The following is a 13,510-nucleotide window of genomic DNA, read 5'->3' as shown; positions in this document are numbered from 1 at the left end:
CTTCGCTGAGAGTTATGCTCTGGCGCTATTGCTGCGCCAGATACTCTGGTGGAATAGGATGGTTCGGCGACTCTGACATCCAGATCACACTGCTAATCCACCAACGAGTGCCATCAAAGTAAGCTTCAATGCTGTTAACGCCGCGAAATCTCTCAACTTTGCCATCAGCAGTGAGCTCACCCATATAGGTTGAATCAATATGAGCAATGTTGCCGTACACTTTGATTTTTCTGGCAATTTCCCATTCTTTAAAGCCGCTTTTTACCAGCGGTTCAGTGGCCTCAACATACTGTTGGTGTGTCCAGACACGTGTTTTTACCTGTCCTTTAGCGTCTGTCGATGTCGCCACAAACCGGATCCAGGGTGCGTAGAGAGTTTTGTCTCTATCCCACTGCCGAGCTTCATTCGGTGCAATATTCACCACCGCATAAAAAGCATCCATCAGCCCATCCGGCGTACTGACATCCCCAGGCCTGGCGGAGATGTCCTTAACTACAACCCCCTGGGCCAAAGCACCGAAAGATTGGAACAACAGAACTGTGATAAACATTGTGATTCTGACAAAAGCGATAGATTTCATAAGCACTTCCTGTACCGGTGGCAACCACCTGACCATTAGAAACACATCAGCGCAAAAGCCGGCGAGTGGCTCTACGATGCCTACAACAAAGCGGCAAGCCGATATCAGCACAACTCTCAGACAACAGCGCGCATCTGCAAGAACGAACAATCAAAACCCGCGAACACAACTTCCATCGACCTTTTGTGAAGCGGCCAACTACCAAAACAGAAAAGGCCTAGAGGGTCACGCCTTATGTTGTACCTAACCCGATTTAGACCAGGGAACTCAACTGCAGTGCATCGGAGATCAACAACCAAATTCATCAAGACTAAGGCAAAACGAAAGATCTGAACCTAATGTTTTTGGAGTGCAGAACAACTGTTTTGCATCCTATTGAGCGACTTGTTATGTATCTACTTGCGTTTATACAACAACCCCAACGAGCCCTTTTTCCAAGGCTCGGAGTAAAAATCTCCAACTTTTAACGCTGTATAATTTTTCTTTGATACATCGAGTTTAAGAGTCTCTCCGCTATCCGCTGTTTTTATAAAGACATAATAACTTGTGCCAGCTTTGGTGCTTTCATAAGTGTCTAGTTTTACGACAGAGCCGCTTAACTGAAAATCTGACTGGGGACCAATAAAATTGTTAACCCCCAGGACAAAGCCTCCACTCATAAGGAAGATCATTGCAGCAACAACAGTTGTTATTGTAATTCCTTTCAATTCTCCAGATTCGCGGCGTAGGTTTGGGATTCTTTTAAAGTAAACATAGAAGCAAATAATTACGATAGGAGCGGTCAAATACTTAAACGCCCATACAAATGACGAATTTAACACTGTTTCATACATCAGTAGGGGAACTATCGATATAACCATAAACAGCAAGAACGACTTATCTCCATACTTTTTTAAAAAATGTTCCAATCTCAAACTCCTTTTGATGCATAACTATAAGCGCACGCGCGCGAACCTTGGTGAGCGTCGCAGCGGCCGAAGGCCGCAAAGTGCCGCGCCTTGTTATGCATTTAGTCGTACCACCAAGCTTTATTTTTCATAAATTCACAAAATTGCTCTTTATGATATGACTGCATTTCACCTTTAGCATTCATAGCATCACGTTTCAAAATAAAACCTTCAATAACTTTCAGATTATTTGGCACTGTGAACCACTCATACTTTTTATCCACGCCGGAGACAATGGCTTTAATTTTATCTGCAGCTGCTTCAGCATTCTCTTTTGTAAAATGACTTTCCGTCATCCGCATGTCAGGTTCAATATCTTCGTTTATGGGGCATAAGTCTTCTGCTGCTACTTGAGCAGCAAAAATCATTAATATAACGGTCAGAGCCAGCTTCAAATAGACCACCATTTATGCATAACAACTTAATCAACGGGATAAACCACGCTTTAAATCATGGTTTATCCCTTCTTTCTTTTAACAATGTGTTGAAGTTACACAGAACTATGAGTCAGGACAAGTAGTTACAATAGCACCAGTTTTTGACGGGCGTAAAAGCGCGGTTAAACCCGCATAGTTAATTTGCAACAAATTGCTCACAGTAAAGCAGGTAAACTGAAACTATCAAAATAAGAAAACCCCAATCACCCAGCCAGCGCTTTTCCCTCCCCCGTTTAGCCAAGCCGATAAAAATTGAAAGTTTGAGGTTTTAAGCCGACAACTGTTTGAGGCGAGCGACGGTAGCGCTTGCCGAGTTTTGGCGGCGCCTCAAACTTTTGATTTTTAGCGGGCTTTCGAAGGCTTACCGGGGTGATTTCTTTGGCTACTTTCTTTGTCAGCAAAGAAAGTAGCTCGCCCTTGCGGCGAAACCGCTGTTAAAACGCCGCGCCGCAGGCATCAACCAAGCCGGTTCAATAAACTGTAACCTATGTAGTTGAATGGCTCCGTCACCTATCAGAGTGAATAGTGACTCGCCCGCGGAGGCGAGTCTCCGCCTCAACAGCGCCATCAGCTGCAAGCAAAAAAGCATTAGCGCCAGCCAAAACTAACCAATCTTAATCTGCCGTAAATCATACCCAGAAGGCTGCTGATAAACCCGCAAATCAAACTCACTAATCACAGCAAAAATATGGTCAAAAATATCCCCTTGCACCGCCTCGTAATGCAGCCAGGCGGTGTTGCTGCAAAAAGCGTAAATTTCCAGCGGAATACCGGTTGGGCCTGAGGGCAGCTGCCGTACCATCCGCGTCATATTTTTATGAATATCAGGGTGTTGCTGCAAAAACTCGGTGAGGTAAGCGCGCAAGGTGCCAAGGTTGGTTAAGCGTCGGCCGTTCAGTACTGAACTCATATCACACTGGGCGTTATAAGCGGTGATTTCCGAAAGTTTTTTCTGCAGATAAGGCTGCAACAAGGTTGAGCGTTGCAAACGGTTGATATCTTCTTCTGTTAAAAATCGCACACTGCTGGCTTCAATAAATACCGACCTTTTAATGCGCCGCCCGCCCGACTCGCTCATACCACGCCAGTTTTTAAACGAATCCGAAATCAGCGCATAAGCCGGAATGCTGGTAATGGTATTGTCCCAGTTGCGCACCTTGACTGTGGTCAGGCTCATTTCTATCACTTCACCGTCGGCGCCGTATTTGGGCATTTCCAGCCAGTCGCCTAAGGCCAGCATGCGGTTGGCGGAGAGCTGAATACCGGCGACAAAACCTAAAATCGGGTCTTTAAATACCAGCAATAAAATGGCGGTCATGGCGCCCAGGCCACTGAGTAACAACAGCGGTGATTTACCCAGCAATAAAGACAAGGCCAGAATCAGCACCAATACCGACGTCAGCAGTTTCAGACTCTGAAACAAACCCCGAATGGGAGCCTGTTTGCCCAGCCCCTTGTGCTGCAACAAAGCTTCCAGTGTATTGAGCAGGGCAAAAAAACTGGCGGTACCAAAACCTAACACCCAAAGCTGGGTGAGCAGGTTTAATAAATGCAGGGTTTCAGAGCCTGGTTCCAGCCAGAAATTGGCCTGCCACATCAGCACAAAACCCTGCAGGGTGAAGGCCAGCCGGCTTAATAAATGGCTTTGCCGCCACTGTGCCTGAGCCTGAGAGCGGGCAGCAATCAGCTTCAGCAAACCATGATGTAACAGCAGATGCAGCCCCAGCGACAACAACAGAATAAACAGCAGCACCAGACCATAATAGGCCAGCAGCGGGTCCAGCCATTGTTGTTGGCCGGCAAAGGCCTGCAGCAAAGATTTCATAAGGCTCCAGCGTTTTTTACAAATAAATTCAGAACTTTAACTTTATCACAGCAAGAGTAACTGCTGTGGGTCAGCCGCTCAGCCCGCGACATTTGTTCCCAACTCAGTAGCAGCTTGCGGCTGCAGTTGAGTCTTGTTATGTTAACCGCACTCCTATTTACGGAACACCCAAATGCGCCAGTTCTACGCCATTTTGTTGTTGTTCGCCAGCAGCGCCAGTCTGGCGAATACCCCAACCACCATTCACTGGCTGATGGTGGATTTAGCGCCTTTTCGGCTGATGCATGGCCCGGAACAGGGTAAAGGCTCCAGTGATCAGATGGAACAAATGTTGATCAAACTGTTGCCGCAATATCAGCACCAAAGCCGTTTTGTCAGTTTTGAACGGCGCGAACTGCTGCATGCCGACCCATCCGCTTTATATTGCAGCTTTGGTGTGCTGGCCAGTCCCGAACGCAAAGCCAAAATGCAGCTGTCTATTCCGGCTGGTGTGGTGATGCATATTGCATTGGCCACTGTCAGCGGCAGCGAGCTTAGCCAGTACCTGCAACAACAAGGCGGCCTGGCCGACTTAAACCAGTTGCTCAGTCAGGGCAAATTTACCGGTTTATTGGAAAAAGGCCGCAGTTATGCGCCTGTGATAGAACAGGCGCAGCAAAGCTCCAGTGGTTTATTGGCAGAGCGCAGTTTTATGGAAAATAACCCGGTGGATTTATTGCTGGCCGGCCGTGTCGACTTTTTAATTGATTACCCGCACCGCATAGGCTATCTGCAAAGCCGCTCACACCAGCCGCTGCAGCAGTTAGAGTATTACCAGATAGCAGGCGCCGAAGGCCGTGCCGCCACTTATGTTGCCTGCAGTAAACACCCTAAAGCCGCTGAAGTGATTACAGCGGTGAATCAGCAGTTGCTGCAGTTATGGCCAGACCCGCTGTATCAGAAACATATGCTGAGCTGGCATGACGACGAAAGCAAACAACAGTTGCAGCAGCTGATTGGCCATATTCAGCAGCATTTAGTGGATGACCCAGCCAAAACATCAGCACCAGCCGGCGACGCTAAAGCCAACCCAACAGGTCAATAAAACGCAGTTCACAGCAGCGGCGGCAAAAGGCTTTGCCCGCATGGAACAGCCATATTTCCATTTCACCAACACAAGCAGATTTGGCCAAGCGCTGGTTCCCTGGCAATTCGTGACAGCGAAATTAAGCCCTGGCGCCCGGCAGGGTTTTTGTACCGGCTTCGGCCACCACCACTTCAGTTTCAGCAAATAACGACAATAAATCCTGCGCATTGCCCTGCCATAACTGGCCTTTGCCGCCGGCAAATAGCTGGTCGGCCAAACCTTGCTTAAACTGCTGTAATTTCTGTACTTTTTCTTCAACAGTGTTGCGGGCTATCAGCTTATACACAAAGACTGCTTTGTCCTGACCAATACGGTGTGCACGGTCTGTTGCCTGATTTTCCGCCGCCGGGTTCCACCAGGGGTCGTAGTGGATCACGGTGTCGGCTGCGGTCAGGTTTAAGCCTGTACCACCGGCTTTTAAGCTGATTAAAAACACCGAAGTTTCACCACGCTGAAAAGCATCAATCTGATCCTGGCGTTTTTTGGTTTGGCCTGTTAGTTTGCTGTAAGAAATGCCCAGATATTCCAGCTCCTGCTCAATCAGATGCAACATGCTGGCAAACTGGCTAAATAACAGAATTTTGCGGCCTTCTTCCAGCATCTCCGGCAAATTGTCGCGTAACCACTGCAACTTTGCGTTATGTTTTACCGACTGCGCCTGTTCTATTGGTACCAGACGGGCGTCACAACAGGCCTGCCGCAGTTTTAACAAAGCATCTAAAAACTCAATCTGACTGGCGGCCACACCTTTGCGCAGAAATAACTCCCGCACCTTGGTTTCCATCACCAGCCGGATACTTTCGTATAAATTACGCTGGTCGCTTTCCAGCTCCAGCAATTGCAGAATTTCGGTTTTATCCGGCAATTCGGTGGCAACCTGCGACTTGGTACGGCGCAGCATAAAAGGCGCAATTTTTTGCTTCAGCGCATAAGCACGCTCGCTATCCCCTTGTTTTTCAATAGGGCGGCGATACACCTGCAGGAAATGTTGTTCTGTCCCCAGTAAACCCGGCAGCACAAAATCAAATAAGGATTTGAGCTCACCCAGATGGTTTTCCAAAGGTGTGCCCGACAGCGCTACACGAAAATCGGCTTTTAACAAGCGCACCGACTGCGCTGCCTGACTGCCGGCATTTTTAATATGCTGGGCTTCATCCAGAATCACAGCGCTAAAACGGCTGCGCTGATAAAACGCAATATCACGCACCAGCAGCGGATAACTGGTGACAATAATGTTGTAGTCATTCAGCTGCTCAAATAAATGCTGACGTTTGGCACCATAGAGCTGCAACACTGTAAGCTCAGGCGTAAAGCGTGCCGCTTCCTGCTGCCAGTTCCCCAGCAAACTGGTAGGGCAAACAATCAGCACAGGCGCGGTTAACCTTCCGGCTTCCTTTTCGTTTTGTAAAAAGCTTAACGCCTGTAAGGTTTTACCCAGGCCCATATCGTCGGCCAGAATACCGCCCAGGCCATACTGGCGTAAAAAGCTCAGCCAGTTCAGACCCTGCTGCTGATAAGGCCGCAGTTCGGCCTGCAAACCTTTGGGTTTAGCCACTTCGCTGATACCGGCAAAGTTATGCAACTGGCTGGTTAAGCGCTCCAGCCGGCCGGCGTTCAGATACTGAATTTCGGCGGCGCCAGGCGGTGGCAACAACGCTGCTTTAAAGTCGGGCAGCTCCAGCATCAGCGGTGATTTACTCAGGTTCAGCAGCTCAATAATGGTGTCAATCAAAGGCTGAATTAAACTGACCGGCAGCGCCAGCTTGCCCTGCGGTAAACTCAGCCAGATTTGCTGGCCTGCGGTGGGCAAGCCATATTGGCGCAGCCATTGGGTAATAAGTGGCAGCAAGGGCACCTGCTGGCCGTCGATATCCACCGAAATACCCAGCTCAAAACCACCTTGTTTACCATCCTGCACCTGCAAATAAGGCTGAGCGGCCAGAATATCTAAATTAAAATCAGCTGCTTGTATAACACGCCAGCCTTCGGCGCTAAGATCAGGCAGCGCCTGCAATAATGGCTGCCACAACTCCGGGTTATCCGGGCCTTCACCGACACCAAATAACACCGGCTGGTTTTGCTCCGGCAAGGCCACCAGGCCAAGCGCCAGCAGTTTTTCCAGCGCGCTGATTTCCGCAGTGCGGCTACGTTTAATAAATACGGTGCGCTGCGGCTCTTTCGCTTCGTGCTGCGCCTGCTGTAAATCCAGCGGCAACACAAAGTCGCCATATGCAAAACTCAGTTGCGCTGTTGGTTTTTTCGCGCCGCCCTGCTGCGCCTGCATCAGCAGTTGCAACACAGGCACAGGGGTCACATCCAGCCGCTCCAGCGCCACGCCTTTGGGCACAGGCAAAGTTACTTTCTGGAATAATTTCTGCAGCTTAGTCACACTGTCCAGCACTACGTCGTTTGGCACAGGCGGCATTTTTGCCAGCAGTTTTAACTCGCGGCCGGTCAGCTCGGTGTCGAGCAATCCAATAACAAAATGGGTAGTATCGAGATAACAGGGCGGCGTGGTGTACACCACTTCCAGTTCGGCGTCGTCGCCTAAATCCCATACCAGCTGATGGCCGTTTTTGCCGGCCAGCCACTGTAGTTTTAACGGCCTGGGGTCCCCTTGCTGCAGCTCGTGGCGGGCTTCACCAAAATAACAGCGGCCCGTTGCCATAATCTGCTGCAGCAGCTGATAACCCCACTCGTCTTCCAGCAACGACTGTTCGCGGATATTTTGTGAGCGGAACTGATTAATTAAGCGAAAATCGGCTTCTTCTATCCAATAAGGCACTAAATAACCGGAAAATTCCTGTGCACCTATGGTTTGGCCTTTGCTGTAACCGCCTTTTTTATTTTGTTTTACCCGGCGTGGATACAGCTGCAGCCCGGACTGGCCATAACTGAGAATATACAGCACTACGTCTTTGAGTTTTTCCAGGCTGGGATCTGTTTTGGCCAGCCGTTCTACGTCGCTAAACCACTGACTGAGCTGGCGCAGCGGCAGCTGCTGCAGGCCAAGTTGCTGCTGCTCATACACTTGTTTGAGTTTCAGCAGCACTGCCAGCACATGTTTGCAACGACCGCCCACAGGGCAGCTGCAGGAATCGGTTAAACGCCATTCGGCGCCATGGGGTTTTAAGGACAAAAACTGGCGATAAGGCGACAAGGCCTCGCCCCATACCTGAGCGCTGATTTGCGACAGATCTTCGCTGTATTCCAGCTTGATCACCTTGCCGGCTTGCCAATAGGCGCGGGCGCGCTGAAAAGTACCGGGATCAAACCATAGTTGCAGCGTGGCTGCGCTGACAGGAAACACCACTTCAGACATGCAATAGTTCAATAATTTCAGGCAAAGGGTGCCTATGCTACCGCAAATCGGCCGCAGGCCAAAGTCTGACCTGCGCTAGCAGCGTTTTTTTTGCGATGCTTTAGCAGATCTGCCACCATCTCTGGCCGGGTCAACGGCCAGGCCTGGTTCACACAGCTGTCAATCTGCCCCCCTAGCGCAGGCAACATTCGCCCAGGCAGCAAAAACAGCAGCTGAAGCTACATTGTGTTTTTGCTGTGCTCTTTGTTATTGTCCTGTGTTATACCCGCAATTTTTAAGGATTTTTATGCGTCTTCGTTACCTTGCCGCCCTGCTGCTGGCCAGTACCGCGCTGCAGAGCATGGCTGGCGAACAGCGCCGTTACACTATTCTGGTCGACAATGGCGTGAAAGCCGGTGAGCAAATTGTCGATGTAGCCGACAATGGCGAACTGAAAGTACGGTTTATTTTTAAAGACAACGGCCGCGGGCCTGAGCTCAATGAAAGCATCAAACTGAACGCCGACGGCACCATCGCCAGCTACAGCGGCCAGGGTAAGTCAACTTTTGGCTCTGTGATCAACGAAAAATTTGAACGCCAGGGCGACAACGCCAGCTGGAGCACAGGTGATAAAAAAGGCCAGGCCAAAGTGACAGGCTCTGCGCTGTATTTGCCGGTCGATGGCTCGCCTGAACTGAGTTCTGTCGCCATTGCAGCCATTGCCAAAAGCGGCGGTAACAGCATGTCGTTATTACCGTCCGGCACCCTGACCCAACACAATGTTGGTTCGCTGATTGTGGAAAAAGACGGTGAAAAACAGCAGGTACAGCTGCTGGTACAAACCGGCGTTGGCCTGGAGCCCAATCTGGTATGGGCCACCAGCGGTGAAAACCCACGTTTATTCGCCAGCATAGCGCCTGGTTATTTAACGCTGATTGAAGAGGGCTGGCAGCACAATGCCGGCAAAATGGCGCAGCTGCAAAAACAAACCGAAACCAAGCTGTTAACCGACCTTGCCAATGCCATTCCAAAAGATTTACCAGGCCTGACGGTGCTGCGTAATGTGCGGCCCTTTGACAGCGTCAAAGCCGAAATTGGTGCGCCGTCGGATCTATTTATATTGCGCGGCAAAATTACCGCCATAGTACCAACCGGCACTTTAGCCACCAAGGCGCAAAACAGCATCGACGGCAAAGGCCGTATTGTGCTGCCGGGTTTATTTGATATGCATGGTCATTTGTCACGCTGGGAAGGCCCGCTGCATTTAGCGGCCGGTGTCACCACTTTGCGTGATATGGGCAATGACAATGCCAGCATTCAGGCGATGATCAGCGAAACGGCCGCCGGCGAGCTGCTGGCGCCCACTGTAGTGCCGACCGGTTTCCTCGAAGGCGAAAGCCCCTATTCAGCGCGTAATGGTTTTGTGATCAAAGATTTAGCCGGCGCTAAGTCAGCCATCGACTGGTACGCTGCTCATGGTTACCCGCAGCTGAAAATTTATAACTCTTTCCCCAAAGCCATTTTAAAAGACACTGTGGCTTATGCGCATCAGCGGGGTTTAAGGGTGAGCGGCCATGTGCCGGCCTTTTTAAAAGCGGAAGACGTGATAGCCGCAGGTTATGACGAAATTCAGCATATTAACCAGTTATTGCTGAACTTCCTGGTGAAACCCGACACCGACACCCGCACCTTAGAGCGGTTTTATTTACCAGCCAAACAGGTTGCCAGCCTGGATTTACAAGGTAAAGCGGTGCAGGACTATATCAAGCTGATGAAAAACAAAGGCATAGTAGTAGACCCAACTTTGGCGACCTTTGATTTTCTGAAAAAAGTGGACGGCACTGTTGGCGAGCCGTGGCAAGCCATCGTCGATCATTTACCGCCTGATGTGCAGCGCAGATACGCCGCCGCCGAGCTGGATATTCCAGATGCAGCAACAGCAGCACTTTATGCCAAATCCTACGCCAAAATGGTGGAGTTTGTGGGCATGATGTACAAAGCCGGCATTCCGGTGGTGGCAGGCACTGATGAGCTGGCCGGTTTTACCTTACAGGGTGAACTGGAGCTACTGGTCAAAGCCGGTTTAACCCCGGCCCAGGCACTGCAGGTGGCTACTTTAAATGGCGCCCGCTACAGCAAAGTTGAAGCCACTAAAGGCCAGATTGCGGTTGGCAAAGACGCCGACTTATTGCTGGTGGAAGGTGACCCAACGAAAAATATCGGCGATATCCGCAAGCTGGCTTTGGTAATCACCCAGGGCAAAGCCATGTACCCAACCGATATTTATCAGGCGCTGGGTATTAAACCTTTTGTCAGCGACAAACCTGTGATTGAACGTGAGCCTTTGCCACAGGGCAATGCCAGCAACAGTGCTAAACATGGCCACAGGCATATGCACTAAGGTTTATCAGCCGCCAGCGCTGCCGGGCTGTCAACAATGGCACTGACCGCGCAAGAGCCAATAAAAAACCGCCAACAGGCGGTTTTTTATTGGGGTAACTTATTTTAACTGGGTTTTATCTTTAATCCGGGCTTAGTTGCAAATCCGCTGCTTATGCAGCGCGGCGGCGACGCAGTGCCAGCAATACCAAACCTAACGCCAATACAGAAATCGTGGAGGCTTCATCAACCTGAACACCCTGCGGCTGCACTGGCGCTGCGCTCACCTGCACATCGTCCAGGAAGTTGCCCATAGTGCCGCTATTTAATGAGGTAAAACGAATGGTGCTCAGCAGACTGTTGGCGGTAAAACTGCCGCTAAATTTCAGCCACTGACCTAAAGAGTGGTTGTTCACTGTGGTTTTGATATCACCAATGCTGAACAAAAAGGCTTCTTTATTGTTGGCGCGGGCACGGTACATAAATGAAAAATCATAAGTTTTGCCCATTTCAGTGGCAAAATTCTGATAAATCTCCCAGGCACCTTTGTTGCTGCCGTCAGCATTTAATTCCGCATGCTGGTTGCCTTCAGCTGCCTTAATGCCGTTTAAGCCGTGCCAGATTTCGATATTGCTGCCTTCCCAGCCAGCGACCTGAGTGGCACTAAAATACTTCCAGTTGTTTTTGGCCACAGTGTTGGCTTCAAAACCACCGTTAATGATCAACGTGGCCTGAGCCGCAACAGACCAGAGTGATAAACCAACAACCAAAACTGCGGTGGTTAAAAAATTCATGTGTGCTCCGTTTTTAACAGCATCAGGTGATAAAGGGCGCGTATTTTAAACACTGCCAGCTGGTCTGAACAGTTCTTTTTTTAACCAACAGCTAACATTCGCAAGGTACTGAGGTTAAGTTTCTGATTGCCCAAATAAAATAAATTTCATTTTTACAAAAATACGCCGTTGGCCAAAAAGTCGCCGCTGCAGTCTCAACACAACAACCATGGCAACCGACGCAGCCATAGCCATGATTAAATGATTGAATATAAAAGAATTATTTCATCTGCTACAGCTTTACCCCCTTTTAGCCGCTTTACGCCAGGCCACCTTTACAGAAAATTACAACTGTAAAAACCTTATTGAAGAATTTCGTTTATTAGCCTTTAATGGTTAAGCATTAAAAATGCAACATTACAATAAAATAGTTAATAAAAAGGGAACATGATGAAACACGCTCATTATTTGCTTGGTACTCTGTTGGTGGCCGGACTGTTCAGCACTCAGGCGCTGGCTGATGGCATTCGCGCCAGTCTGGCATTAAGCAAAACCAACTTCACCTCTGCCGAAGACATTAAAGTTCAGGTCACGCTGACCAACGAAGAAGCGGTGCCGGTGCGGGTGTTAAAATGGTACACCCCGGCTGAAGGGGTGGAAGAAGCTTTATTTAAAGTGTCGGTCAACGGTGTAGAAACCGACTATCTGGGCGCCCATTACAAAAGACCGGCCGCACAACAAAAAGACTATATCCAGCTGAAAAGTGGCCAAAGTGTCAGTTACGAAGTGGAATTGTCTTCACTGTACGATTTAAGCAAAACCGGCCAGTATGAGATTAGCTACCATGCTGAATCTTATACCTTATTTACCAACAACCCTGGCCAGGACAAAAAACTGGCCCGCCTGGGTATCACCGGCATCAGCTCTGCACCTGTCAGCTTTTATCTGGAAGCCAAACAAGGGGGCATCACCACCACGGCCAAGCCAGGTGACGGCGGCGGCACTACAGTAAACGGCGTAACTTTTACCGGCCGTTGCAGCAACACTCAACAAACTTCTATTCTGGCAGGTTTAGCTGCGGCCAAAACTATGTCGGCTGATGCTAAAAGCTATCTGACTAGCTACTCAAGCCCAAGCAGTTCGGTACGTTACAAAACCTGGTTTGGTAACTACGACGCTGGCCGTTGGAGCACAGTACGCGGCAACTTCAGCAATATCGACAGTGCACTGAACACCCAGCCACTGACGTTCGACTGCAGCTGCAAAAAATCTTATTTTGCTTATGTGTACCCAACCCAGCCGTACAAAGTGTATTTATGTAACGCCTTCTGGACTGCACCAACCAGCGGTACCGACTCTAAAGGCGGCACCATAGTGCACGAGATGAGCCACTTTAACGTGGTGGCGGGCACTGACGATCTGGCTTATGGTCACAGCGCAGCCAAATCACTGGCGATCAGCAACCCGGCACAAGCAGTGCAAAATGCTGACAGCCATGAATATTTCGCCGAAAACACCCCGGCGCAAAACTAACAGCAACGTCAAGTGCAACCCCGGCCTTGCCTGATGGTCAGGCTGGTATAGCGGCAAAGAACGGGTTATGGTGAAGACAAAACCATCACCCGTTTTTTTCAAATGCCAAAATTCATTCTGCTTTATATTTTGCTGGGAGTTGTGATGCCAAACGCAGTAGAGGGCGGCCAGAACAGCCAGCAGCTGCCGTTGCATTGCAGCACCAGTGCCGGCACTGAAGCCTGGCAGCTACAGGTACAGATTCAGAATAACGACACAAGCCCCTGGCTGATCCTGCGTTGGCACAGCCCGCTGGATGCCTGGTTTAGTGAATTTTTACAGGTGAGCCAAAATGGCCAAAAGCTGCTGTATCAGGGCGCCAAAGCCAAAAGAGGGGAACCTTCCGAAGAAGATTTATTGTTGTTAGCACCGGGCGAAACCCATACCGAATGGCTGGATTTAACTCAGGCTTATCAGCTTGTTATGGTGCCTGCATTGGTGCAGTTTTCTCCGATTGCCGTCATGCCACACAAGCCGGGCCAGCAGATGCGCTGGCAGGCAACACAACAACAGTGGTTGTTGTGCCCTGAGCTTCAACTGTTACCAAAAAGCGATAGCCGCTAACCCCCC

10 protein-coding genes are annotated in these 13,510 nt (G+C 49.7%); 4 read left to right on the top strand and 6 right to left on the bottom strand.

Annotation, left to right across the window (positions count from 1 at the left end):
* Positions 1-25 precede the first annotated feature (25 nt).
* The 4 genes from N3Z11_RS00955 to N3Z11_RS00940 all read right to left on the bottom strand — a co-directional run bounded on the left by N3Z11_RS00955 (position 26) and on the right by N3Z11_RS00940 (position 3,789).
* Positions 26-580 (bottom strand): hypothetical protein, encoded by a 555-nt coding sequence (locus N3Z11_RS00955; RefSeq protein ID WP_260655265.1) that lies wholly within the window; start codon positions 578-580, stop codon positions 26-28.
* A gap of 395 nt (positions 581-975) precedes the next feature.
* Positions 976-1,488: a hypothetical protein gene (locus tag N3Z11_RS00950; RefSeq protein ID WP_260655264.1), complete on the bottom strand. Its 513-nt coding sequence runs from the start codon at positions 1,486-1,488 to the stop codon at positions 976-978.
* 101 nt (positions 1,489-1,589) lie between these two features.
* Positions 1,590-1,922, bottom strand: a complete 333-nt coding sequence (locus N3Z11_RS00945) for a hypothetical protein (RefSeq protein ID WP_260655263.1) — start codon at positions 1,920-1,922, stop codon at positions 1,590-1,592.
* A gap of 646 nt (positions 1,923-2,568) precedes the next feature.
* On the bottom strand, positions 2,569-3,789 hold the full coding sequence (locus tag N3Z11_RS00940; RefSeq protein ID WP_260655262.1) for a mechanosensitive ion channel family protein: 1,221 nt from the start codon (positions 3,787-3,789) through the stop codon (positions 2,569-2,571).
* 172 nt (positions 3,790-3,961) lie between these two features.
* Here N3Z11_RS00940 and N3Z11_RS00935 point away from each other — a divergent pair, with 172 nt between their 5' ends.
* Positions 3,962-4,873 carry a hypothetical protein gene (locus N3Z11_RS00935; RefSeq protein WP_260655261.1) on the top strand — a complete coding sequence of 304 codons (912 nt, stop codon included), beginning with the start codon at positions 3,962-3,964 and terminating at the stop codon, positions 4,871-4,873.
* Positions 4,874-4,994: 121 nt separating this feature from the next.
* Here the strand turns inward: N3Z11_RS00935 and N3Z11_RS00930 are convergent, their stop codons facing one another.
* Positions 4,995-8,237, bottom strand: a complete 3,243-nt coding sequence (locus tag N3Z11_RS00930) for a DEAD/DEAH box helicase (protein ID WP_260655260.1) — start codon at positions 8,235-8,237, stop codon at positions 4,995-4,997.
* 286 nt (positions 8,238-8,523) lie between these two features.
* Here N3Z11_RS00930 and N3Z11_RS00925 point away from each other — a divergent pair, with 286 nt between their 5' ends.
* Complete coding sequence (locus N3Z11_RS00925; protein ID WP_260655259.1) at positions 8,524-10,617, top strand: amidohydrolase family protein; 2,094 nt, start codon at positions 8,524-8,526, stop codon at positions 10,615-10,617.
* Positions 10,618-10,768: 151 nt separating this feature from the next.
* On the opposite strand, the gene N3Z11_RS00920 is transcribed toward N3Z11_RS00925, so the two are convergent.
* Positions 10,769-11,389 (bottom strand): hypothetical protein, encoded by a 621-nt coding sequence (locus N3Z11_RS00920; protein ID WP_260655258.1) that lies wholly within the window; start codon positions 11,387-11,389, stop codon positions 10,769-10,771.
* A 429-nt stretch (positions 11,390-11,818) separates the two neighbouring features.
* Here N3Z11_RS00920 and N3Z11_RS00915 point away from each other — a divergent pair, with 429 nt between their 5' ends.
* Together N3Z11_RS00915 and N3Z11_RS00910 are read left to right on the top strand one after the other, a co-directional pair.
* The gene (locus tag N3Z11_RS00915) at positions 11,819-12,901 is read left to right on the top strand and encodes a M35 family metallo-endopeptidase (RefSeq protein WP_260655257.1); all 1,083 of its coding nucleotides are present in this window, start codon (positions 11,819-11,821) and stop codon (positions 12,899-12,901) included.
* Positions 12,902-13,045: 144 nt separating this feature from the next.
* The gene (locus N3Z11_RS00910; RefSeq protein WP_260655256.1) at positions 13,046-13,504 is read left to right on the top strand and encodes a hypothetical protein; all 459 of its coding nucleotides are present in this window, start codon (positions 13,046-13,048) and stop codon (positions 13,502-13,504) included.
* Positions 13,505-13,510: the final 6 nt, after the last annotated feature.

Source organism: Rheinheimera sp. 4Y26, from assembly GCF_025245835.1.
Classification (GTDB): domain Bacteria; phylum Pseudomonadota; class Gammaproteobacteria; order Enterobacterales; family Alteromonadaceae; genus Pararheinheimera.
The sequence above is the reverse complement of the archived record's forward strand: the minus strand, read 5'-3'. Positions and strand labels throughout refer to the sequence as shown.

Coding starts and splice junctions, on each gene's coding strand:
- N3Z11_RS00915 (WP_260655257.1), top strand. CDS start 11,819: ATGAAACACGCTCATTATTTGCTTGGTACTCTGTTGGTGGCCGGACTG.
- N3Z11_RS00920 (WP_260655258.1), bottom strand. CDS start 11,389: ATGAATTTTTTAACCACCGCAGTTTTGGTTGTTGGTTTATCACTCTGG.
- N3Z11_RS00955 (WP_260655265.1), bottom strand. CDS start 580: ATGAAATCTATCGCTTTTGTCAGAATCACAATGTTTATCACAGTTCTG.
- N3Z11_RS00930 (WP_260655260.1), bottom strand. CDS start 8,237: ATGTCTGAAGTGGTGTTTCCTGTCAGCGCAGCCACGCTGCAACTATGG.
- N3Z11_RS00935 (WP_260655261.1), top strand. CDS start 3,962: ATGCGCCAGTTCTACGCCATTTTGTTGTTGTTCGCCAGCAGCGCCAGT.
- N3Z11_RS00940 (WP_260655262.1), bottom strand. CDS start 3,789: ATGAAATCTTTGCTGCAGGCCTTTGCCGGCCAACAACAATGGCTGGAC.
- N3Z11_RS00910 (WP_260655256.1), top strand. CDS start 13,046: ATGCCAAACGCAGTAGAGGGCGGCCAGAACAGCCAGCAGCTGCCGTTG.
- N3Z11_RS00925 (WP_260655259.1), top strand. CDS start 8,524: ATGCGTCTTCGTTACCTTGCCGCCCTGCTGCTGGCCAGTACCGCGCTG.